This window comes from Clostridium sp. 1001271st1 H5 (assembly GCF_005845215.1).
In the GTDB taxonomy this organism is placed as follows: Bacteria; Bacillota; Clostridia; order Lachnospirales; family Lachnospiraceae; genus Enterocloster.
Genome location: NZ_SPHO01000005.1, coordinates 44,910 through 68,256, shown reverse-complemented (window position 1 = coordinate 68,256; position 23,347 = coordinate 44,910). Strand labels below are relative to the sequence as shown.

The window sequence follows — 23,347 nt, the reverse complement described above, 5'->3', positions numbered from 1 at the left end:
AACAGAGGCTGTGGTATAGAGCTTTTTTGTTGAAGAAAGGCGTTGATACCAGGATGCCGTAAAATTCTTAAATTCTTCATCATAGACGTCCAGAATTGTTGGCCGCTTGCGGAGTATGGTCACTAAATACTCTGTCTGGGAAATTTCCTTTTCAAAGGCTTTTTGATTTTGCAGCTACCGCAGCCTCTTCCTGGCGTTTTCCAACTGCTCACCCAGCCGGTTTTGTTTTTCTATAAAAATAGCAGAGCCTATGCCTCCCTCTGTAAGTACCTTACTCAGCATATGACTTCTGCATTTTAATTCCCTGTATTTGATTTTCGATTTGTTCGATTTCCCGCTCCTGCTCCGGATTAGTCTGAATCGCTTTTAAGGCGGCCAGCATGGGAATCAGTATCTCTTCGTAGTTGCTGGACAGGCGGTTCCAAAGGCGGACGAAGGCGGCCTGGATTAAATCCTCTCGAACCGCTTTTTGACTGCATTTTTTGCTGTCCTTGATATGCTGATAGCAGCACCACTGAATCTTCTCATACGGCTTTCCAATGTATATTTTCTGCCTGCGGAAGTTTGTTGCGCACTCTCCGCAGACAATCCGCCTGCTGAATACATATCGGTTAAGCGCTGGATGAGCTGGAGGTAGAGGAGCGGTTATTCTATCAGTGATGGAAAAACAATTTAAATATATCGGTCCTCTTATAAAAGAAGCACGCCAAAAACTAGAAATGACACAAGAACAGTTAGCTAAACATATTGGGGTAACTGCTCGTTGAAAGTGAACAACAATTTACCCGTTTGTTTCATCTTTTAAGTGACAGAGATAAAAACATTATACTTTCCACAATGCAGACAATGCTTGATTTAAAATAACTTATCTTAATAGCAGGAGCCAATCAAGTAGCAAATCAAGGTAGAGAAGATCGTTTAAATCACCTTCTCTACCTGATTGTTGCTTGCTATTTTCCCTTAATTATAATACGGATATACTAACCTCCCTTCTTTCATACCTATGATAATCAGCCTAAACCTTTTCCTTCCTCTAACGGCGTAACCGACTTAACTGCTGCCTTTTCAAGCATATCTTCAAAAAACCTTACTCTTCCCGCCTGAGAATCTACCCCAATCACCAGAGCACGTCCTTCCTTGTGCCTGATTACTACCGTTATCGTATCGGCCGAGGTAGCTGAACCACCCAAAATGTTTAAGCTGCCTTCCTCTGCCAGCCCATGGGAAATCACAAATTCCTTTGCAAGTTCCTTTGCCAATTCAACTGTAACCGGCTTCTCGCTGTTTTTCCAGTCCGTATAACTTAGATGGATACCTTTTACGGTTCCCTCTTCTGTAAAGGACACATCGTACATAGGTTTTGTAGCAATATTCTCCATGTCAATCACTGTAGTTTCGTCAACTGTCCCCATATTAAGTTCATCTGGAAGGAAAGTTACCGCTACCTGCTGCTCTACATCGTATTCCGGCAGTGCCTCCATATGCTGCACATCAACAGAATATCCGGTTGTATCTACCAGATTGACGTCGAAATATTTACTCAACGCCTCCTTTGCCGAAGCAATAAAAACATCATCTGATTTCACTTGACCGGTTTCCTCCCTGTTTCTGGCTTCCTCATTTGAATTCCGCTCTGACGTAACGGTATTCACTTGCTGCGTTTGAGGTGTCTGAGCAGAAACGGTCCCACAGCCCGACATACTGAATACAAGAACTCCCGCACAAAATACGCCTATCATTTTTTTCTCTCTTCTCATAGTCAATCTCCTTTTCTCTTTCAACCATTTATTTGGTATGGCGCTATTTTATCCGGGAATTGTTTCATGTTTGTAACATGGGAAAAGGATTTTAACTTTAGTTCCCTCATTTTCTCTGCTTTCCAGCATAATTTCAGCATGGTGGACTTTTACAATATCCGCGCAGATGGAGAGTCCAAGCCCTACCCCATTATTCCGCCTGCTTCTTACCTTATCCACCATATAAAAAGTCTCAAAAATCTTCGACTGTTCCTCCTCGGGTATTCCTGTTCCTTCGTCTTCAACCTCCAACACCACACGATTTTCTTCTTTCCATGTGGAAATTCGTATTGTATCACCGGACATGGAAGCTTTCCTTGCATTATCTGCCAAATTCCCGATGAGATTTAAAAGGAGATCTTTCTCCCCCGCCACATAAACCGGCTCATCTGGTGTATCAAATACCAGTCTCATCCGTGCCCGCTTTATGGATGGTTTTAACACAGCTTCTGCCTCCAACAGCACCTCCCTCAAATCAAAAGGTATCAACTTAAAATTGTGGCGTTCCAGAAATACGAGCTGGAGCATCATCTCCGATAATTTTTCAATCCGCTTTCCCTGCCTGAAAATTCGCTCTGCCAATTCCTGTGTGTCTGCCCCATCATTATCCGAGGACCGCAGTAAATCCGCATAGCCAACAATGGCTGTGAGCGGTGTCCTCAGTTCATGAGAAAAATTGTCTATAAAACGCCTCTGTTCCTCTGCCGTCTGTTGGAGCTCTGTTATTTTATCCTCAATGACCCGCGCCATCTCATTATAACGTTCTGCCAGTTCACTGATCTCATCCTTTCCCTGAACCGCTACATGACCTGTAAAATTGCTATTGCCCATTTTTCTGACTGAATCTGTCAAAAGGCGGATTGATTTTGTTAAATGTCTGGATATACCGTACATCCCGGTGGACAGAACAATGATAGACAGCAAAAAAAGGGTAAAAAAGTACTGGTACTGCCGACTGCGATTCCTGATAAACACTGTAATATCCATAAAGCTGGTATTCCTGTATGAGTTATCTTGAGCGGAAAACAGACTGGTCAGACGGAGAAAATATTTCTCTCTATATTTCAAAACCTTATATTGAGGAGCATAGACAACATCCCGCATCTCCATCACCGGAAGTTCAAAATCCAGATTACTGTACACAGGCTGTTCCACCCTTCTATAATCTGTAATCTCATAATAAACTCCCTGAATGGACGGGCGGTTTTCCATATATTCTCTCATATAGGCGTTCGCTTTTCCCATCCCTCTCCTGGAATCGCGTAAACTGCTGATGTAAAGATACCAGTTTAATCCTTCTGAAATACTTTTCTGCTCCTCCAGCAGCTGCGTTAAATTAATTTGAAACACTTCCCGCGCATTCTTCTCAATCAGCAGAATACCGGTCCCCATGTATACAGATAAGAAAAAGAGAAGCGGCCACAGACAGAACTTCTGCCACAGTTTCATGTCTCTGACACCTCAAATCTGTATCCAATCCCTCTTACAGATATGATATAATCCTCTAACCCCATCTTCCGTTTCAGACGCTGTACATGAATATCCACCGTCCGGCTGTCCGGATCATATTCTCCTCCCCATACCTCCTCATAAATACGTTCCCTGTAAAGGGCAATATTACGGTTTCTTAAAAATACCAGAAACAAATCATATTCTTTTGCAGTGAGTTCCACTAACCGCCCGTTTTTTTTAACTGTTCTCGACAACGTATCAATTTCCATTCCTGCCACCGAAATCCGGGACTGCGTTTTATAGTACCGTTTTAAAACAGCTTCCACACGTGCTGTCAGTTCGGCCAGTTCAAACGGTTTCGTAATATAATCATCTGCGCCCAGCTTAAATCCCTTTATCTTGTCCTCCAAACGGGCCTTCGCCGTAATAAAAATAACAGGAATTCCTAAATTCTTTATATACTCCATCAGTTCATAGCCAACCACACCGGGAAGCATAATATCAAGAAGAATTAAATCATACCGCTTTTCTTCCAGAAGCCCGGCGGCGTCAGTTCCGTCGTAAACACATTCACATTGATATCCCGCTCTGGTCAGCCCTCGTGATATGATATCTGCGATCATCTCTTCGTCCTCTATAATCAGGATTTTCAAACTTATCACTCCCTGGCTTTATTATTTCAATCTACGCTCGCTCCCTCGGCCTTCTGAAGCATAACATTAAGCTGAAATGTCTCCCCGCTGCATACATATTTCGCAGTTCCATAATACTTTTCCGAGCATCGCAGAATATTCTGAAACCCGAGTCCATGTTGAACTGTATCTTTTTTTCTGGTACGTGGACCTGAGCTGCTCTCCGCCTCGAGTAAAACGCCATCGCAGCTATTTTCCACATTCATTAAGAACATGTTATTTTTACAGAAAGATCTTATTTTTATATATGTCCTGGCCTCTGAATCCTTCTCCAGCAAGATCTCACAGGCCTCCAGGGCATTATCCAGACTATTGTTCAGAATGATGCTCAGGTCAAACGCATCGATGCCAAAATCTTTCGGGAAGCGGAATTCACTGTCAAACTGTATCCCCCGGTCCTTTGCCCGTCTGGCTTTCCCGTTGAGCACCACATCCGTCACTGGATTGCCTGTATGGATGGAATAATTCAATGTGTCCAGCGCGGTGCCGATCCCGGAAAAATAGCCTGCCAATTCGCTGTCTTTCTCCTCCACGTCAATTCCCTGCGCCGCCAGTAAGCTCTTGATATCAAAGAGACAATTCTGCATATCGTGCCGCATGGATCGGATACCCGTGTAAAGTTCCTCAATCTCTTTGATATGGCCCTGCATCTGATTTACCTGGTTTTCCAGGATAACCGCCCGCTGCTTTTCCTCCACATAGCCGACAAGCTTCTGATAAATTGTATAAGCGTACAGGATACAAAGGAGGGAGGCCACCGCCATTAGCGGAATCATAAAATATAACGTCATGCTTTGAAGCGGGTCGTCCCATGTTGCCCAGTCAACAAATACGGAATTCCACACCAGGAAATAAGCTGCTCCTGTAAAGATAGAATAGACAATCGCTGCAAATGCCGGCGTCAGCAAAAAATACAACTCGCTTCGGGGAATTCCTTCTGTATTCTGATTGACTGTGTGCGCCAGTTTTCTGACAGAGAGGACTATCACTGCGCAGGAAACAAACAGCATCAGACATTTCTCCCAATCTAAATAAATGTTTACGATTTCTGACGCATTTATGGAAGCCGCTTGATCTTTCATGTAGGAATACAGACAAAGCATCTCTGAATTTTGGGGAAGTTCCAGGTAACTGCTGATCTCCTTAAAAAATAATTGTCCATAGGTGTAAAGTGTCTGGCACAATCCGAAAACAGCCTCGAATGTAACCGCAATATATACCTTTTTGCTGAATTTCCCCTTGCAGGCAAGACAGATAACTGCCAGTAAGAAAATCATTTCCATAACAGGGAATAAATAGTATAGACCGCGCGGCAGCTGAATCCACCACCGATACTTGAATAATGTAAAAAAAAGTACCGCCAGCAGGAAATGGTTCCCCCAGTGAAACCGTTCCAGTCTGGGTTTCAGAAACCGTTTTAGCAGGTATACAAGACAAATACTTGCTGTAAATGGAAGCAGGAACGATATATAATTAGAGAGCGCCACATTATTGATTGCATGATAGGAGCCAAATTCTTCAGTAAACTCCTCTTGCGTCAAAGTCGTACCATAGGATTCTGGCATCTCCTCCACCTTATAGCCATATTCCGAATCCGGGTCAGGCACCAGCAGAGAGCCGGTGGTTTCCGGAATATCGGATGATTCGGACTTCTCCAGAAGGGGGACGGATTGTATCAAAAGCGTATCCATGTTATCATTCCTTTCCTCTGCACTGGAGTACAGACATTAATAAAACATTTTCCATTAAATTTTTCTACCTGCCAAGCTGGGATTTATTAAACTTCTCTTATCGGAAAATACATATAGCCCTTTCCGGTTGCTGGGTCGGTATAATCGTGAACTGCTCCGACCAGAGAAATACCCTCCTCATTCATTTGACCAATGGTTTCTTCAAACACTCCATTATGGTTTTCAACAACTATATATTCATAACTTGGTATTGTCCATTTTGTCCATCCATCAGGTGCTTCTGCATGATCAATACATTCCACTCCAGCCAGATATAAGCCTTTACGAAAGCCATCTTCCCAGGGCTTAAATGAGTGAGAAATATCAGACATAGCACCCCATATTCCCACAATACTCCCGTTTGCGTCTTTCTTCGCCAGATGTGCTACTTCACTAAAATGACTATTTGCATCATTCCACAATTTCTGAATAAATCCTTCGCCATCTAATGTTGAGCCCTCTTTGCCAATGACAATAAATTCTTCCTTTATCACCTTAAACATTGTATACCTCCTCCGCATATTCCAATTTTTCAAAAACAATTCCTTATGAGAAATGCTTATTTTTTGTTATAAACTCCTTTTCACTTATATAAGCGTATAAGATCATTCACTAGTATTTCATCATTTGTAAATTGAATTTTATTATTGCTTAAAAATCCATCCAATGATTGTATTGTTTTTTCGTTAATAGAAATTTTCCATCTTTTGCTTAATTCTTTTTTTAAGCTGATATAAATTTCATTTTTTAATGGCTCATATACGATGGAACACAGCGTATTTTTCTGACTGGTTTTGCTTAAAATATCAAAGGCTTCGTTTATTCCAAAGCTGCGGATATTATTTTGAATATATTCATAAGCACAAATATATCTATCGGCACCTACACCAGATACTTCATTATAATTTACTTCCTTAAACTTTCCATTTGGAAAATTTGTCATAATAATAAAATCATTCTGAATAGGGCTTACTGTATTGATACCATTTCCTTCTTCCAGAATAAACGCATCACCAGTTTTATCAGCAATCATAGTATGTAATCCTAAATCCGGGAATAACGGATTTCTGGGATATGAGATTACCCTTTTACCAAAAATTTCAAAAAATTCAGATGATTTTCTTGTTTTCTTTAGTGCCTCATCAAAAATATCAAAGGCACCCCAATCATTTTCGTCACAACCCGATTTAAAACCTGGACCATATTCTACTGCCTGAGTGCAGATAAAAAGACCCTCACTATTAAAATAAGCGATATCTCTGTATCTGTTATTTAATAAGGCTGAAAAATAAAACAGGTTCCTTTCATTAGAAGTATTGATTTTTAGTTTTAAATCAATTTCATTCGTATCGAAATTCATACCATAAATAGCTTTTTCCTGATGGTATACTGCAAAACTTGTACACATATTGAAGCCTCCCTTTCATGTATAAATATGAGTTCCTTGTCAATTCCAACGATGTTACTTTGGATGCGGCCGTTACTTATATTTCGCCATAAAACCAAATTTCACACTTATAACATCCATCTTCATCATTTAACAATCTATTTAGTTTTCTTTTTTGACCTTTGGTTTTTGGATTTTTCAAGCACTATCTCCTCGACAACCTGAAATTTAGCTCTCAACTTTATTAAATATAACCGTTTGCTCTTTCATGGATATTTTTCCGACTTGATAACCATATTCCGTAAGCTCCTTTTTGTATTTCAAAAAGGAATGGTCTATCGCTATCCCTGCTATTTTTGCAATTTCATCAAAAGTCAATGTGAAAGTCTGGCTTCCATTATCCTGTACATATTTCCATAAAGCATCATATTTACTCATCAAGTTTTTCTCCTCACAAATTCAAATGTGCACATAATGATTGATTAACTGTTCTTAGAAAAATCCGCTTTATAAAGCGGATAAACATTCTTCACAAACATGCGCAAGTTCACAGCCCCAATCACACCAAAAACAATTCTGGCAGCAAGTTCTGGTACGCCGAACAGGACAATTCCATTCATATCACCGCCGCCAAAGGAACCACATAACACCGACAGATAGATAGGATCACAAAGGAGCATGCCCAATGTAATATAATAAAATGCTGCTTTTGCAACTTTGCTTTTTAACTGCAGGATGCGCCCCGTTAAAAAAATCAACATATAGCCAACAATGAAGGTAGCCAGCCCGCCAGCGATAGAAAAAGCAGCAACTTGCAGTTCCGACATAGCATCTATATCTGCTGCCACCTGTACACCAGGAAAAACGAGCTTTACACGCTCAAATGTTCCCATACAAAGTGCAGTAATCAAATGGGCTCCCTCATGGACGAGATAGTAGCAGACAACCGTCAAAAAAACACCCGTCCATTTTCTTAAATTAGCCGACATGGCAATCTTCCTCCTGCTCCAAATTCTATATCGCTTAATCTTATTCATTACTAACAGGAATCACTTCCATTTTCTTACTTAGCCAGCGTTTTTTATTTCCGTAACACAATGATTACCAATGTGATAATGGAAAGTATCGCTATTACAGCATAGACGCAATAAAATACGTTTTGAACAAGCAAACTGGGATTGTAAAATTGGCCTTTAAATGCATTCGTGGCACACAGGAATATTGTTCCTATTATGCATAGAGTTAGTTGTATAAATAGTAAAACACACCCGGTTCGATTTACCAACATTCTTTTGCGAAAAATAAAAACCAAAACAATACTCGCACAAAATAGTACTGTTAGAATAGGTTCAAGTGATGCCAGTTTCATTACTATTGAAATAGGAACTTCCCATTCAGGCCCAGCTTGATTTAATCTAACGACCTCAACCATTAGAACCTCATATGCAGTCATCAGCAAAACAACAACGATTAGCATAACCAACCTCCTATCGCAAGTTTCGTATGCTTCCTTGTTTTTATTTATATTGCGGAACGGTTTCCACAGTCATACCGCTGTCTTCAAAGTTCTGGAGGGTTTTTCTCAGACTGGGGTACTCTCTGTAGCCACGGCTGCCATCGATAAGGCCCAGCTCCAGTAAGTCCACCGATTCGGCCTGGTTTAAATCGATGCCGGTGTAAGTCGTAAGTTTACCGTCCCCGACCTCGAGCCTGTCATAGATGCCCTTTGCCCGCATCTTCTTCTCAGTCTCCGCCATCAACAGGGCGAGCTGCTCCTCGGAAAGTGCAGAGGTATCGAAGGACAGGGAATCGATCATGAGGCAGCCAATCACGATGTCGCCGCGGGCCGCGATATAATATACACTCTCCTGCTCCTCAGCAGAGAGGGTACAGGTGGACATGGTGAGGTCGGTGTAGTCATAAAAGCCGCCGGTCAGCAGGTTCATAAACCTCATGTTTTCAATCCCGTCGATCCCATCTTTCTGTCCCATAGTCAGTTCACGTTCCCCAGCGTCACCCATGACTGCCTGCTGGACGCCCTGGCCCAGCCACCCGGCGTAGTTGGAAAAGGTGTCGCTATCACCGGCGACCTGAGACTGAATGGCAGCGTTCATGGCTTCCTGGATGGCGGCATCCTAGTCCAGATTTTGAACCCTGACGTTCAGTACGTTGGAGTCTGCTTCGGAAGCCCCCAAGATCTCAAAAGACATCTCGTCCATTCGTTCAGCATACGCGCGGTAGACCTCGTCCAACTCTGGGACACTCTCTCCACCCACAGCAGTGAACACGCGGGTGAGATGGTTGTTCTCCGCAAGATAGGTGCTGGCCTTGGCAAAATCCTCAGACTGCATGGCAGTCAAGAATTCGGTGGCGGTCTCCTCCGGCCCCTTGCTCTGGCAGCCGGCAAGCAGCCCCGCGCACAGTGTCAGCGCCGCCGCAAGGGATACCGCCTTTTTTAATCTGTTATGTTTCATTTTGATTTCTCCCCCTTAGCAGAAGCATTTTGCTCCTGCTGTTTTATGTATAATATACATCTTTATTATACAGTAGACGGCCGCCCCCAGGGCTCCAGCTCATTACCCTAACGATATCATTTCATAACAGGTGAGACTATCAATTAATGATTGTTATAAAACATCTATTATATAACCGTAGAAAAGCTTTCTGAAAAATACTGAGAAAAGCAGCACACAATTCTTTTCATTACAAAACTCCCCACTGTCTGCTTACTTATACGCAACCTTCATTCCGTCCAATGTATCATCTGCATTAAAAGATACGGTCAACGAATAATGCTTCCTCTTCCATGTATAATCCATGACATCATTGCTGCCCAGACCCTCTGTGGCATCTGTATATTGGCCCAGTGCAGCCGTCAGGCGTTCCATCGTCAGTTCGGAGAGCCGCACCGCGTCTTCCTCAATCCCTTCTACATAAACCATGTCCTTGTTTTCATTATTTGCATGTATGGTTATGCTTTTTACTGAACATTTCCCGGCAGCGGTTCCATAATCCGATGTCCGGCTGAAAACTGCCGTTCCCATCTTTACGCCGTCTAAACTGAGCGTGCAGGAAACAACTGCCTGTTTCGTTCCAATCTTGTCGTCCGGTTCCAGGACATCGCCCTGATCCATCGGCTTAAATTCCTTCACCTCAAACCCATTATCAAAAAAGTCCTTGCCATGGCTGGTTCGTGGGTCTAAAACTGCATTCCCCGCTGCTATCTTAAAAGGCTCTCCTGTTGAAACGGGAAGCTTGGAATATGTGCCTACCCCTATAATGACCAACAGCGCCACGATAGCTGTGATCAATTTTTCTCTGGAAGTTCTATCTCCCTTTTTTGCTCCGTTCTGTGCATTATCTCTCGCTCTCATACAATTTAGTCTCCCCTCATCCTCTGCCCTGGAAATCTGCTCATTCCCTGTAAAACAGTTTTTTTCACCCAGGCTGTATTTGCTTCTATATTCAGTACTCCGCCACCACTGCCATGATTATAACAAATAGTTATTTTCCTGATTCGCAATCTGCAGGGTAACTAATCGATAGGTTGCGTATCCGCTTGTAACCAGGGGCTCCATTTTACAAAGTTCTTCTGCTTCCTCACGGCTTTCTGTCTTTAAGATATACATACCTGCCATTCCCGGATAATCTTTAAACACGCCACAGATTTCCAGTTTCCCCTGATCGTCCAGCCTTTTTATGTTCTCAACATGTTTGGAAATTATCTCCATTGTCATCTCATCGTAAGACTTTCCCTTCTCGATTATCACCATGTACATCAATTTTTCCATACTCAATTCATTTTCCCCCGTTCTCCTGTCCAGATTTTCCTCTCTCATATGATTATCCCCGCGCTCTCATTCCGCCAGTACGGCACCATCGGCGGTATCGATTCCAGGGCATCGGTTCGCCAACTCTTCCTGAAGCGCCCTGGCCGATTCCTGCGACGTCTCTGCCCATGCAGTCTTATTGTCTTTGCTCATCAGATTGATTGTCAGATAATGGGCCTTTTTGTGTGTTTTTCCAACTTTAATATAATATGTGTTATCCTTTAAGTGCGCCTCTGTAAGCCGGTCAAGTTTCAGCACACGGGGCATATTATTGTTGTAAAGGCAGATATAATCCCTGGTCAGGATTCCATCCTTCTGTCCGGCCGCAAAGGATTTCAGCTTTCCAAGGTGAATTAAAATCAGGCTGTCCGGCTCCATCGCCTGTCTGTCGAATTCCCTTACCTCCTGCTCGCTTAAGCCCCCGGCTTTGGCAACGATGCGGATCCAGTCGTCTGCGCTTTTTCTCATGCCTTTTACTATGACATGGATAAGCGCTCCAAATCCAATGGCCAGCAAAAGGAAAAAGACAGAAATCCCAATACCAAACCCCAGCATATCTTCCTCTGCATCCCTGATGATTTCCTGTGTCATGTTGATGGACCAGACAAAACCGACCAGACTGCCTGCCAAAAAAAGTCCTATAAGAAACAGGCTCAGGAACGCATTCGCTCCTTTCTGTGTCTTCTTATGGGCCGCGAACACGGATCGTTCCGGATAATGCTTTTCCCTATATTCTTCATTCATATGTTTTAAATACAGTTCTCTGTTCTGAGCTTCCATTTACCAGTTTCTCCTTCTGTTATACCTTTTTTAATAAGTTTGTTTTATCATACCAATGTTACGAAAACTTAATATGCAAAAAAGCCATATCCCATTTTTACATTGTAAATCCCAAAACAAGATAATGTGTCAGGAAGATTTCCGTCTGCATCCGCAAAATTCCAGCCCGGATACCAGCTGAGGAAGTCCTCCGGAAGCCCCTCCTTCCCCGTCTCCGGCAGATACAAACGGTATTCCGTTCCCTCCTCAAGACCATACGGATTGGACGCTATGTGAAGAATGCCGTCTTCAATCCATTCCTCTCCGGATTCTTTTTCGGTTGTGATTTCAGAGAGCGTCATAGAGTATGTATTTTCGTCTATCTGCACGACGGGATCGAACCGTCCGCTAAAATTGCAGATATATTCCTTTCCATGAGGATACGCCTCCCCACTGTCCCCCATATCAGAATCACAATATTCACCGTTAAATGAGCCATCCTGATTCAGTGTGATGACGGTATACCATGCGCCTGCCCCGCTGCTAAACCTAAAGTCCAAGGGAAATGCGGCCGGAAGCTCCGATTTTTCCTGCGCGGCGCTCTCCGTCTCGGAACTGACGGTGTCTGCCGCTTCCTCGGACGGGATGGGGGCTGTAAGTGTCTCCTCCTCCGCCGTTTTACCTGTAGGAGTAATACCTTCTGTAGAAGTAATACTTTCTACGGGAGCAATATTTTCTGTAGAAGTAATACTTTCTACAGCAACCTCTGCTGGTACTTCTTTGTTCCTGCAACCATTTAGGCACACCAGGCTGCCTGCAACGACAATCATTATTAATCTAGTTTTGATTTTCTTCAATTCTGTCTCCTTCTTTCAAAAATGATAATCCGAATATTCTTTTTTAAGTCAACATCCAGATTCCCACGGCGCCTGCCAGCAAAACAATTCCTATCCCCAGGAAAACAGGGCCTATCAACCGTTCTGCAGCGCTCCTATGGTCCGCAAACCGAAATTCCTCCGGTTTCTCAGGATTATAATAAATCGTATACACTTCATCCAAGGGATAGGGACGCGGTTCACCATTGCCGCAGACCACCTGTTTCTGGTCCCCTCCTGTCCAATACTCCAAAACCGGCTGATAAGTGTATGTAGGAATGTCACCAGGCCGTTTAAGATGCACGGGACTCTTTCTATTATCAATCACCTTCGCGGTAGTCATTACCGTACATACCTTCTCTTTTTTACGTGTCTGCCACATATACCCGATGCCTAAGAGAGAAAATATCGTTCCACCAGTAAAAGCAGTAAAACCGCACGCCGTCCGATCTGAAATCAGCGGAAAAAACGGAAAAACCATGAAAGGAGCTACAAAAAACACTTCCCATATGAATATCTTTCCCTCCCGCATTCTTTTGGGAAAACTGATGATCCAGGCAGATAAGACAAGGAAAAACATGAGAAACCAAAGAAGCGCCGGAATCGCGTCTTTGAGCCATTTGGGGTCTTTTCCATAGGCAAGCCCCATCCCTGCTATATAGGCGGCTCCCATGACCAAATCCAGGAAAACTGCTTTCCATATCAATTTTTTCCTGTATACGGCAATTCTCTCATTTTTAATCTGGTATTCGTTCCATGCCGCCTCCCCTATGGATTCCCGCCACTGCCGTTCAATCTCCATTTTTCTCTGGCTGCTTCTTATCACTCTTTTATCCTGTCCATAGCCCAATACATACTCCATGCCAATGAGAACAATCAGGCAGATTAATATGTTAAGTGAATTGATAGCCTCCTTCGCCACCCCAAAGACATAGGCTACCAAGAAAAGCCATACGATAAAGATTCCAATTGTCCGCCAATATCTTCCAAAATATCGTTTATTCATCTGCCTCTGCCCCCTGGTTTTTGTTTTCATTTATTGGTACATAGAAAGTATCTTTTGGGCCTTTCCTTTTAAAATCTCCCTTGCCTGGGCAGGCTCTATTATTTCCACATATTCACCAAAGGAAAGCAGATAAAGGAATGTCCACTCATTGAGCTGGTAGCGGAACGATACTTCCAGGGTGCCGTCATCCAGTTTTTTAATGTACTTCTCCTGAAATTCATCGTAGACTTTATACGCAATTTTTTCAAAAAAGTGTAATTTGAATAACGGTATATTGTATTCTTCTTTGTACGCAGGCGTAAGGGAAAAATCCTGCGGCAGTTCGCGTTCAAACAACTGGTTTGTAACCTGAAGTTCTCTGATACGGGACATTTTATAAGTACGAATGTCATCTTTATGAAGAGACCAGGCAACAAGATACCAGGCATGTGATTTAAAAACCAGTTTCAGCGGCTCAACCGTCTGAGCGGTTACCGTCAACTCTGTATTAAAATAAGTGAATGTAATCACATACTTATTGATGATTGCACGCTCTAACGCTGTGATATTGACCCGTTCCTTTTCAGGGCTGCCCCAATAGGAGAAATCAATCTCTAACCATTCCGACTGCATGTTGTGGCTGAACAACCCGGCTACCTTGTTCAGGGTTTTATCCGCATCCGGGTAATTGGATGATTTCAGGATCTGTAACGCCTGAATCATATTACTTTGCTCCGCCTGGGTGAAGTAGGATTTGTCCAATGAAAAACCTTGCAGCAGGGACAGCCCTCCTCCATATCCTTTTTGTGATGTGATTGGGATGCCCGCAGCCGAAAGTATATTGATGTCCCTATAGATCGTGCGTGTGGAGGCACCGAGTTCCTCTGCCAGCTGTTTCGCTGTCAGGTTGTCACGGCTTAACAGCAAAAATACAATTTGTATCAGTCTGTCTATCTGCATATCATCCCTCTGCCTGTCTGACTGCTGCGGCAAGCTGCTTTAATCGGTTCAGACCATCGGAACTGTCCCCCAGCTGTTCTTCAAGTAACGAACAGGGAAACTCCGTACACTCCGCACAATTTTTACAGGCTTTCTCAACACCGCATTTTCTTATTTCGCAGTCCCCGCACATTTTTTTAGATGTAAACTCAGTATGACAGCCGAAACAAACCATATCTTCTTTTGAAAATTGATAATCATCCGTCGAATACGCTTTTGCCAGTCTGATTTGTTCTGCTGTATTTTTGCTGACAGAGGCAGTATAAATAGGACATTCGTCGCATTTTAAACCGCAATATGCTAATTCCATGAAAACATCCCCTCTCCTAAATATTTGTCATGCGGCGCTACCAGACATCTTTCAATCGACTTCCAATAGCTGTCGTAGAGATTTTTTTGTGCTGCCCCATAGCTTTCTTTCGTATCAAACTCCCAATAGAGCATATACTTGACGCTTTTCACGATGCGCGTGATCTTGGGCGGCGGCAGACCTTCTTTAATCTGCTCCATGTCGATATGGTATTCTCTCTTTACGAACCGCAGTAAGAGCAGCCCCTTTTGCTTTTCCAGAAACTCTTTTGCTTCCAGCATCAACGCCTCGAATTCATCAACCTTTTGCGGTTTGACTTGATAAATACATAGTTCAGTAAACGGCATATTCCATTCCTCCTTTGTCTCAGATGAGTTTATCATGAGAAATGCGACATCAGCGTGTCGCATTTCTCATGAATTTGTGAGCACTCTCTGACATGCATCAGCCTGTCATTATCAATATACCTCAACCACAGCTTCTTTCTTACCTGCCAATGCGTAGAAAAACCACTTGAAATTCTTGGCAGACAACAAGCATATCTTCTGAAAAATTCATATGGATCTCTGCCAGTTCATCCGCGAAAGCTTGCGCGTGGACCGTTCTCCAGTACGTTAAGCTTCGATCTCCTTCTCCCTCCTTATAGGAATGTTCCGCACTCACCTGCATAAAAAGTACTACAGAAACGCGGGTCGTCTTTGTGACACACACCGCTTCCCCATCGGTACGCAGTATGATATTGTGCTCTCCGACTTTGGGCAATTCGCATTTTTCATATTCATAAAATGGATAGGCAGATGCAGTAGCTGTTTTCGTTCCCGCTGCCGTCAATTCTGCCAGTAAATCCGGTGTTTTGCTGCCATAACACCACGCCTCATAACATTGTTCCTTATAAGATGGGTTTTCCTCAATATAGGCTGCCCACATTTCTTTTTCAGTCATTGTAATCTCCATTCCGCGCCACTGACGCTCGCGGCACAAATAGCATTCTTTGAAATATTTTTTAATTTTTATACCCATCAGGTATAACTTGTTAAGGTACGCCTTTTTTTGTATTCCGTGTTATATTTTTCAATCTATTCCCTCCATAGTAATCAGAATATCTCTATGAGACTGGCGGACGTCTTAATAATGTCCATAACTTCTTGAAGTTTTGATTCGTCAATTTTAGCGTTTCTCATACACATTCCTCTACTTTCTTCCATATCGAGCTGACTGATATTTTTAGAACCAACCGCAGTTCTTCGCTTTTAATGCCTAAACAAAGCGCTCAAAAAACGCCCGCCGCTCCGGCGTGACCTCCACGCCATAATAGGGGTTGTCCTTAGCGTAGTAAGGCCGCAGGATGGCGTCCATGGGCCGCCATTTTACCTCAAACCACTGGGGCATATATTTCTGCTCCCCCTCCGTCAACTCCCGGATACCCTCTCGCAGCTCCCGGTTCAAGATCAGATTGCGGATGATGCGGTCAATATCGTCGGCGGTCGAAGACTTTTCCCTGATATGATAATCGTAGATATCGGCGCCGTGGGCGGCCAATACCTCTAGGATACGGGCCGTCCAATCTTGGAGCTGCCGCTGCTGTTCCCGTTTCATTTCTCCAATCGAATTGCGTGCAAAATCGTCGAAAGAAAACTGCTGATAATAGTCCAGGGCGGCCCGCCATGCTTTTTTCGGGTGGAACTGCGGCAGGGAACAGGTGAGCTCCCGGTTGATGTCCATCCCCAAGTCCAGAAGGCGGCACAGGAGCTGAAAATAGCCCTCCGTCCGCGCCTTGGACGCTTCTGAAACGGTATGATTCGCCCGCAGGAAGCACTGCCCCAGGGCGTTGTCCCAAATCGGCGCATAGATGGAATAGGGCTCGGTAGGCTCGTCCCCATTGACGAAATTCACATCCGCGCCGAAGTCCAGCAGCAAGTGGGCCACCTCCAGATTGTCGCTCTTGATGGCCACCATCAGGGGCGACTGCCCGTCGTCCTTCCTGGGTGGGGCCTTGGCGGTGCAGGCGATCAGCTCCGGTTTCTTCTCCAGAATCTTTCGGACTTCCTCTACCTGGCCCCGCCGTATCATAGTAAATAATTTTTTCATAATAAGCACCTCCCGAATGGAACCTTCACTTCCAGTAATTTGCGCTATGTAGCGTCACCAACCTATTATGTTTGTACATTCCATATTGTTTTAAATATATCCTGCGAGTATATTCAATTCACCTGTTCCAGCCCTGTTAAGGTTCCATCACTATCATAAATTGTATATACCGTAATTCCCCGCGTTTCTTTCGCTTCATATCTTAATATGTCATGGTTGTCCTTCCGGTCAACAAACGTTTCAACCAACTGTCCGTTATAGTATAGGTTACCTACGCCGCTTCCTGGAATATTCGGGTCGTACTCAGATCCAATATATTCGAAGCCATAGACGCTGTACGGGGAGTATTGTTCTTCAAAAGCTCCTGATGGCAATTCAGAATATTTCACAGCCTGTGATGTAGCAAAAATTGCCCCTACACCAATCACCAAAATTAATGCAGCACCTATACATAGCCATGTTGTTTTTTTCATTATCATAAGAACTGGATTCCTCTCTCCAAGTTTTACCTTGATTGAAGCCATTGTACCATAGGCTTTGCCCATGAGCGCCACTCGCCTTTGCTCATTAACGCTCATTGTATCATAGAGTTCCACTGCGTGATTTTTCAACAAATTCCTTAATCCTCACACTGTCCGGTAAATGAATCATATGATGATATGTCAATGGCAGAAGAATGAGTCCCGTAACGGTATAACTCCCCCAAAACTTCTTAAGCCATATGGATTTTTTCACCTCCAGCAGACCACCCTCACTGACCAGACGTGCCAAAGACTCGTCAGAAGGCTTCCGTTTCAAATCACCGGGCATCAATGCTTTTAACAGTTCGCGGGTCTGACGCCCTACTGCGTTCCGGTAATTGATTAACTCCTGCTTTTTTACCTGTTTACTAAAGCCGATAATCTCATCATCCGTCATGGCATTCCCGGTGTCCTTTACGGAAACGTTCAGCCTTTCCATCCATTCATCACTGAATATCTGCGGCTTTTCTGCAATTAGAAGGTTACCCACCAGGTCTTCGATTCTTGCGATATGCCATAAATGCCACGCAATGGTTTCATCCTTTTCGGTAGGCATGATGCTGTAATCCTCGTCCTCCAGTCCATCCAATAATTCGTCACAAAACGTAGGTACAGAACTGGAAGAAACCTCGCCGGTGTGAGTCATTGCATGGATTTCAAGCGCCAGCTCCATCGCAGATTGAAAATTCCTGGGAGACTTGATTCGCCTCCGCAATTCATCTAATCTAGTATTGTAATCGTTCTCTATATCAACCATAGGCGGGCTCCTTGCATATAAATTTCTTCATCTCATTGTGGTTGGATCAGGTATTTTACATTAAATGTTCAAACACTTCATTTCCGACAGGACTTTTTCCGTGTTCCATGCGAGGTTCCCTGAACCAGCCCCTGACAGTGCAAGGCTACGCACGATTTTGCCGTCCTGCATGAACAACACCCTCTGCGCCCTCGCCGCGACCTTCGCATCGTGCGTTACCAATAGAATGGCTGTGCCAGCCCGATGGATTCCCGAAAAAAGCGTCATGATTTCATCGGAGGACTTCGAGTTCAGCGCGCCTGTCGGTTCGTCCGCAAACACGATTTTCGGGCTGCTCATCAGCGCACGGCAGATGCCCGCCCGCTGGAGCTGGCCGCCGGAAACCTGTGTGACGTCCCGCTGCTCCAGCTCCGCGATGCCGACCTGCTCCATCAGAGTCCTGGCCCAGACAGTCAGCTTTTTCACATTCCTGCGGTGATCCCGCATCTGGGGCAGAAGAATGTTGTCGAGTATGTTCAGATTTTTCAGCAGGGTGGGCTGCTGGAAAACGAAGCCCATCTTCGTTCTGCGCAGGTCCGTCAGCGCGTCGTCTGAAAGCCCGGACAGCGGTTTCCCCTCGAATGTGACCTCTCCCATGTCAATCCCGTCCATCCCGCTGAGCGCGTAGAGCAGCGTCGATTTCCCGGAGCCGGAGGCCCCCATCACCGCCACAAATTCCCCGCCCCCTATCTCCACCGAAACGCCGTCCAGCACCTTGCGGCGCTCGTCCCCGCTTCCATATGATTTTTCAATTTTTTCACTCACTAATAATTTACCCATGGTCTACTCCTTTATGGCCTGTGAAATCCGGATATCGTGGATTGCCGCGGTTCCCACCGCAATGGCGATGAGCGCTGTGAACAGCATAATCAGCGGGCAAAACAGATACGTCGCAGGCAGGTTCACGACAAAGCGGAATGCCGCCGCCCCGATCATGGATATCGCTGCCGCCGCCAGCTTTTCGCCCAGCGTTCCGGCAAGAACCGTGCCGCAGACAATCCCAACGGCCAGCACGGTGACGGCCCGCCACAGGTACTGTTTTTTAACGTCTGTATCGGTAAAGCCCATGGCTTTCATCACCGCGATGGAATAGCGGTCCTTTGCCACCAGCAGCTTCAGGAACAACAGCGTGACAAGCAGTGTGATTGCTGCGGCAACAACAACGGACACCAGCGACGCGGTTCGCACACTGCGCAGCGTCTGCCCAAAAGTCTGCGCGATATAGTCCTCGATGCCTGATATCTTGGCGAACGGGAAGCGGCTCCCATATTCCACTTTTTTGCTGTCAAGCTGGTTCGAATCCTTAAGGCTTATGCAGACGGTGCTCCATACCGCCTTGGTAGAATCGTCGGAGAAAACCGCTTTCGCCGTCTTTCCGCCGTTTGTGATGTCCGAGTAGATCCCGCAGACCGTCAGGGTTTTCTCCCCATCGGCGGTCAGCAGGGTCAACTCGTCGCCGGCCCCTTTTTCCCATTCCTCCGCACACAAGACCGACAGAGAAATCTCCTGTTCCGCGAGTGGCATCCGCCCGCTTACGCACGCTACCGGGAACACCGCATGGTCGCCCAGCTCCACTTTACTGTTTTCCGTGGTTCCATCCTCCAGCCTGACACCAAAGGTTTTCGTCGTCAGCACGGCAAACTCGGAAACCGCCGAATCCGCTTCCAGACAGGCTGCAATATCCGCCACCTTTTCCCCCATCCGGTCAATTTGCTGCAGATCCATGCGCAGATCGCAGCACCCTACCCCCATGTAGGTAATGAAATCCTTCGCGGAGATGGTGTAATACAGGTTTTGCGGCACAATCATGATAAATACCGCCAGAATCACGACAATGAACATCGTCCCATAGAGCCGCTTCCTGATCCATACATCCTGCATGCCGAGAGACAGGTTGAGGGGAATACCTCCGCCCAGCCGGACGGTTTTCGCGCCCGCCTGGTTCTGCCCCGCCATTCCGAATCGAATGGCTTCTGCGGCGGAAATCCTGCCAAAGCGCCGCAGATTGGCGCTCACGTAGAGCAGCACAAAAAGGAACAGGAGGAGGACACCGGCCAAACCGAGCAGAAACGCGGCCGTATCGTTGCCGCTGCTGCCAAGGTTTTGGCGGATGCCCCCGGTCATCAGGCGAACAAACAGCAGGGAGAGCCCAAATCCCAGGACGCATCCCGCCGCCAAAATCGCCCCATAGGTTGAGAGGTACAGACTGCGTATGTCCGACACGCGCATACCGATCGCTTTCATAGTGCCAATTTCCCGGTAGTCATCCTCAATTTTAGCGAGGAGCGTAAACCGGATACACAGGAGCGCAATCAGGATTACGAGGATGCCCACCAGCAGAACCACCGCAATCATGATACCGTCCGAAATGGCGCTCATCATGCGAAACAGCGGCCAAGTAAGCGCGGGGCCATTGGCCGGAAGTCCGGCCGCGCTGTAGGCGGCAGTGAACGCTCCTAAATGGGACCGATCGTCGAGACAGAATTCAATCAGGTATTCCACCGCGCCGAACGGCTCCAGACGGGCGTAATCCGCCTCGCTTACCACAAACCGTTTGGAGGACGCGAGGGCGGAGTTCATCTGGGAATCCCGGACAAAACCGGCAATGGTAAACCGCAGCCCGTGGATGGAGATGGTATCGCCCAGCTTCATCACTCCGTCCTTGCGGTAGAAAACAGGGGCGTACACTTCACCGTCCGCAGGGCGGACCGGGACGCCGTCAGCGTCCAGGAGAAAATCGAACTGCCCGCTCTGTGTGCAGAATCCGTTGTCCTGCAGCGAGCCGGAAAGTGTTCCTCCGTTTATTTCAATGCTGTCATTGTCCATATTGAGGAATCGGACCACCTGAAACTGCGAAACCTGCGCCTGCTCGGCGGCGAAGGCTTCGAGCCTGTCAAGCTCCAGTTCGCCGGTGTGCATCTGCATAAAGTGCGGCGTCCTGGCGTCCTGCATCAGCCGGTCGATGGAACCGGACAGGTTCGCCCCAAGAACGGCCGCTGACGACAGCAGCATGGCCGCCGCACTGACAAACAGCAGGAGCATGAGCGCTACCGCTTTGTTTCTGGCGATGTCATTCCAAATCATTCTGCTTTTCATAAACGCTCCCTTTCTCCAGTCCCCGAATCGATTTGATTCCAAAAAGGAATACTGCGGTTACACAAAGAAACAGTCCCGCCATTGTGATAAGAAAGCCGATTCCTCGTCCGGCGCCGACTCCGAAAACCGTTCCCACCGTTCCCGCCAGCGCGCCGCCGGGGAGCAGCAGAGGCGTAAATAAGTAATCCGCCAATACCCCGGATAGGGCATAGGCCGCCACATAGCCAAGCTGGGAGATGAACCCGATCAGCCCCCACGCCCTGCCCTGCAGGTTATTGTCAATATTCGTCCGAAGCAAAAAGTCAAGGCTTGCGTTGGCGAAAGGAAACATGGCGAATAGCAGGAAGCCGGAAATCCCAATCATCCAGATGTTTTCCCGCAGGCCGAATACCGCCATAAAGACACCCGACCCGAACAGGGAGAGGCTGAGCATCCGGGCATAGCCTTTTTTGATGGAAAGCCCGCCCAGTACGATGCTGGACGCCAGCATCCCCAGAGCGATGACGGTCATGAGCGTTCCAAGTGTATCACTGCCCGTGAAGCTTAAGATCATCGGTGAGGCGAGTGTCTGGATGATACCCAGGCAGAGTGTAACGACAGAACCCATGACCACCAGCGTCATAACGCCTTTTTTTCCTGTGACGGCCCGGAAGCCGTCTTTAAACTCCGAAACAAAGGACGATGCCTGATTTGTTTTTTTGCTTGGAAGCCCTTTGCGTACCGCCAGAGTGGTGGTGACGGTAACGAAAAAGGTGCCGATATCCAAAACAAGCAGCAGCCGGATATCGGAAATGGTCAGAAGGAAACCCGCTAAAATGGGAGAGATTAAATACTTGGCGCTCCCCGCCACCTGAACCAGACCGCTGGCCTTGCTGTACTGCTCCGGCGTGAGCAGATCGGTGATGGTCGCTTTATAAGAAGGCTCCAAAAGAGAAGTGAACACCGAACTGACAGCGACTCCCGCGCAGATTTGCCAAACCTGTGCCTGGCCGCGCGTCAGACAGACAAGGATATACAAAAGACCGATGGCCGAGAAGCTGTCTCCAATCACCATCAGGAGCCTGCGGTCATAGCGGTCGGCAAGCACTCCGGCGGGGACACTTAAAAGCAGGGAGGGCAAAAAGGCAAGTAATGTGACAAGGGCCATATAAGACACCTGCCCGGTCTGCTGGAATATATAGACTCCCAAACCGAAGGAGGTCAGCCCACTCCCGATAGCGGAGATAAAGTCGCCGGACCAGAGCAGCAAAAATTTTCTGAATTGGTTCAAAGTTCCTCCTTTCTTTCAAACAGTTTCGTGAAAAAGCTCAGCCGCCCCTGCTCCACACCCAACATCCGTTCCAAATGGAACGTAAACGCCTCAATACGGGCAGTAGTTTCCGGCTCCGTCAGCTCAAAAACACCATCGTCAAGAACCGTTTTCAGATAGATGACCGCCAGTTCCATACACGCAAGGGGGTAGGGCGTTTCAAACAGCCCCTCTTTAATACCGTCTTCTATGATGCCCGCCAGTATAGGAGGAACCTGCTGCATCGTGATCTGATTAATTTTTTGCTGCATGAGCGCGTTTTGTGGCTTATGGAGATGTTCCGTCATGGGGCCGCCTTCCTCACCGATGTGGAGCGCAGTAATCGTGCGGACAATCCGTTCCTCCACCGGGACGCTTTGATCTGCCGCTGCCTCACGGGCCGCTGACAAAATTTTCTCCATCTGCCGGTCAATGAGCGCATCCATCACATCCTCCTTGGACTTGAAGTGATGATAAAGGGTGCCCCTTGCAATTCCCACTGCGTCTAAAATATCATTGGTGCTGGTATTGTCAAAACCCTTTTTCATAAACAAAACCGCCGCCGCATCCAATATTTCATTTTTCCGTTCCGTTGCTTCCTTGACAATTCTCATATTTTTCGTCTCCTCTCTACAGACCGACTGTCTATCTATTAAAGGATAGCATCTTTTCATCTACCTGTCAAGCAGGGAATTTTATTTGCAGAGGAGTAATTTTACTGCAGAGCGTTATCCCTTCTATCA

Annotated in this window: 27 protein-coding genes; 1 reads left to right on the top strand and 26 read right to left on the bottom strand. The window is 46.1% G+C overall.

Translation table 11 applies throughout. The annotated features are described in order from the left end of the window. Window positions 1–659 precede the first annotated feature (659 nt). Window positions 660–767: a helix-turn-helix transcriptional regulator gene (locus FGS84_RS31430; RefSeq protein ID WP_207739884.1), complete on the top strand. Its 108-nt coding sequence runs from the start codon at window positions 660–662 to the stop codon at window positions 765–767. Window positions 768–1,010: 243 nt separating this feature from the next. Here FGS84_RS31430 and FGS84_RS09010 read toward each other — a convergent pair whose 3' ends face one another. From FGS84_RS09010 to FGS84_RS08890, 26 genes are all read right to left on the bottom strand, one after another. After that, on the bottom strand, window positions 1,011–1,757 hold the full coding sequence (locus tag FGS84_RS09010) for a hypothetical protein (protein ID WP_138307653.1): 747 nt from the start codon (window positions 1,755–1,757) through the stop codon (window positions 1,011–1,013). 48 nt (window positions 1,758–1,805) lie between these two features. Next, window positions 1,806–3,245, bottom strand: a complete 1,440-nt coding sequence (locus FGS84_RS09005) for a HAMP domain-containing sensor histidine kinase (protein WP_138307651.1) — start codon at window positions 3,243–3,245, stop codon at window positions 1,806–1,808. Then, window positions 3,242–3,910: a response regulator transcription factor gene (locus tag FGS84_RS09000; protein WP_347563811.1), complete on the bottom strand. Its 669-nt coding sequence runs from the start codon at window positions 3,908–3,910 to the stop codon at window positions 3,242–3,244. The genes FGS84_RS09005 and FGS84_RS09000 overlap by 4 nt, the downstream gene beginning before the upstream one ends. A gap of 17 nt (window positions 3,911–3,927) precedes the next feature. Then, window positions 3,928–5,631: an ATP-binding protein gene (locus FGS84_RS08995; protein WP_138307648.1), complete on the bottom strand. Its 1,704-nt coding sequence runs from the start codon at window positions 5,629–5,631 to the stop codon at window positions 3,928–3,930. Window positions 5,632–5,717: 86 nt separating this feature from the next. Next, complete coding sequence (locus FGS84_RS08990) at window positions 5,718–6,173, bottom strand: GyrI-like domain-containing protein (RefSeq protein ID WP_138307646.1); 456 nt, start codon at window positions 6,171–6,173, stop codon at window positions 5,718–5,720. Between the two features lie 80 nt (window positions 6,174–6,253). Continuing rightward, window positions 6,254–7,078: a choloylglycine hydrolase gene (locus FGS84_RS08985; protein WP_138307645.1), complete on the bottom strand. Its 825-nt coding sequence runs from the start codon at window positions 7,076–7,078 to the stop codon at window positions 6,254–6,256. A 207-nt stretch (window positions 7,079–7,285) separates the two neighbouring features. Next, window positions 7,286–7,495, bottom strand: a complete 210-nt coding sequence (locus FGS84_RS08980) for a hypothetical protein (protein ID WP_138307643.1) — start codon at window positions 7,493–7,495, stop codon at window positions 7,286–7,288. A 44-nt stretch (window positions 7,496–7,539) separates the two neighbouring features. Next, window positions 7,540–8,046, bottom strand: a complete 507-nt coding sequence (locus FGS84_RS08975) for a hypothetical protein (protein WP_138307642.1) — start codon at window positions 8,044–8,046, stop codon at window positions 7,540–7,542. A gap of 528 nt (window positions 8,047–8,574) precedes the next feature. Next, entirely contained in the window at window positions 8,575–9,171 is a 597-nt protein-coding gene (locus FGS84_RS31425) for a hypothetical protein (protein WP_243129924.1), read from the bottom strand. Between the two features lie 21 nt (window positions 9,172–9,192). Continuing rightward, entirely contained in the window at window positions 9,193–9,531 is a 339-nt protein-coding gene (locus FGS84_RS31420; RefSeq protein ID WP_227146815.1) for a hypothetical protein, read from the bottom strand. A gap of 252 nt (window positions 9,532–9,783) precedes the next feature. Then, window positions 9,784–10,431 (bottom strand): hypothetical protein, encoded by a 648-nt coding sequence (locus tag FGS84_RS08965; protein WP_138307640.1) that lies wholly within the window; start codon window positions 10,429–10,431, stop codon window positions 9,784–9,786. 117 nt (window positions 10,432–10,548) lie between these two features. After that, entirely contained in the window at window positions 10,549–10,896 is a 348-nt protein-coding gene (locus tag FGS84_RS08960) for a YciI family protein (RefSeq protein WP_330640818.1), read from the bottom strand. An 18-nt stretch (window positions 10,897–10,914) separates the two neighbouring features. Next, window positions 10,915–11,667: a hypothetical protein gene (locus FGS84_RS08955; protein ID WP_138307639.1), complete on the bottom strand. Its 753-nt coding sequence runs from the start codon at window positions 11,665–11,667 to the stop codon at window positions 10,915–10,917. Window positions 11,668–11,735: 68 nt separating this feature from the next. After that, on the bottom strand, window positions 11,736–12,503 hold the full coding sequence (locus tag FGS84_RS08950; RefSeq protein ID WP_227146811.1) for a hypothetical protein: 768 nt from the start codon (window positions 12,501–12,503) through the stop codon (window positions 11,736–11,738). A gap of 43 nt (window positions 12,504–12,546) precedes the next feature. Beyond that, window positions 12,547–13,527, bottom strand: coding sequence for a DUF3592 domain-containing protein (locus tag FGS84_RS08945; RefSeq protein ID WP_138307637.1), 981 nt, complete (start codon window positions 13,525–13,527; stop codon window positions 12,547–12,549). Window positions 13,528–13,557: 30 nt separating this feature from the next. After that, window positions 13,558–14,466 (bottom strand): YafY family protein, encoded by a 909-nt coding sequence (locus tag FGS84_RS08940; protein ID WP_138307635.1) that lies wholly within the window; start codon window positions 14,464–14,466, stop codon window positions 13,558–13,560. Between the two features lies 1 nt (window position 14,467). After that, the gene (locus FGS84_RS08935) at window positions 14,468–14,815 is read right to left on the bottom strand and encodes a DUF3795 domain-containing protein (protein WP_138307634.1); all 348 of its coding nucleotides are present in this window, start codon (window positions 14,813–14,815) and stop codon (window positions 14,468–14,470) included. Then, window positions 14,806–15,162 (bottom strand): hypothetical protein, encoded by a 357-nt coding sequence (locus FGS84_RS08930; protein WP_138307632.1) that lies wholly within the window; start codon window positions 15,160–15,162, stop codon window positions 14,806–14,808. Before FGS84_RS08930 ends, FGS84_RS08935 begins: the two co-directional genes overlap by 10 nt. Before the next feature lie 139 nt (window positions 15,163–15,301). After that, a complete protein-coding gene (locus FGS84_RS08925) occupies window positions 15,302–15,835 on the bottom strand; it encodes an ASCH domain-containing protein (RefSeq protein WP_243129921.1) in 534 nt (177 codons plus the stop codon). 237 nt (window positions 15,836–16,072) lie between these two features. Then, on the bottom strand, window positions 16,073–16,903 hold the full coding sequence (locus tag FGS84_RS08920; RefSeq protein ID WP_138307629.1) for an ankyrin repeat domain-containing protein: 831 nt from the start codon (window positions 16,901–16,903) through the stop codon (window positions 16,073–16,075). Between the two features lie 113 nt (window positions 16,904–17,016). After that, a complete protein-coding gene (locus tag FGS84_RS08915) occupies window positions 17,017–17,448 on the bottom strand; it encodes a hypothetical protein (protein ID WP_138307628.1) in 432 nt (143 codons plus the stop codon). A 37-nt stretch (window positions 17,449–17,485) separates the two neighbouring features. Next, on the bottom strand, window positions 17,486–18,181 hold the full coding sequence (locus FGS84_RS08910; RefSeq protein WP_138307626.1) for a DinB family protein: 696 nt from the start codon (window positions 18,179–18,181) through the stop codon (window positions 17,486–17,488). 60 nt (window positions 18,182–18,241) lie between these two features. Next, window positions 18,242–19,000 carry an ABC transporter ATP-binding protein gene (locus FGS84_RS08905; protein WP_138307624.1) on the bottom strand — a complete coding sequence of 253 codons (759 nt, stop codon included), beginning with the start codon at window positions 18,998–19,000 and terminating at the stop codon, window positions 18,242–18,244. 3 nt (window positions 19,001–19,003) lie between these two features. Further along, the gene (locus tag FGS84_RS08900) at window positions 19,004–21,316 is read right to left on the bottom strand and encodes an FtsX-like permease family protein (protein ID WP_138307622.1); all 2,313 of its coding nucleotides are present in this window, start codon (window positions 21,314–21,316) and stop codon (window positions 19,004–19,006) included. After that, window positions 21,291–22,586, bottom strand: a complete 1,296-nt coding sequence (locus FGS84_RS08895) for an MFS transporter (RefSeq protein WP_138307620.1) — start codon at window positions 22,584–22,586, stop codon at window positions 21,291–21,293. Before FGS84_RS08895 ends, FGS84_RS08900 begins: the two co-directional genes overlap by 26 nt. Next, the gene (locus tag FGS84_RS08890) at window positions 22,583–23,218 is read right to left on the bottom strand and encodes a TetR/AcrR family transcriptional regulator (RefSeq protein ID WP_138307618.1); all 636 of its coding nucleotides are present in this window, start codon (window positions 23,216–23,218) and stop codon (window positions 22,583–22,585) included. Before FGS84_RS08890 ends, FGS84_RS08895 begins: the two co-directional genes overlap by 4 nt. Window positions 23,219–23,347 lie beyond the last annotated feature (129 nt).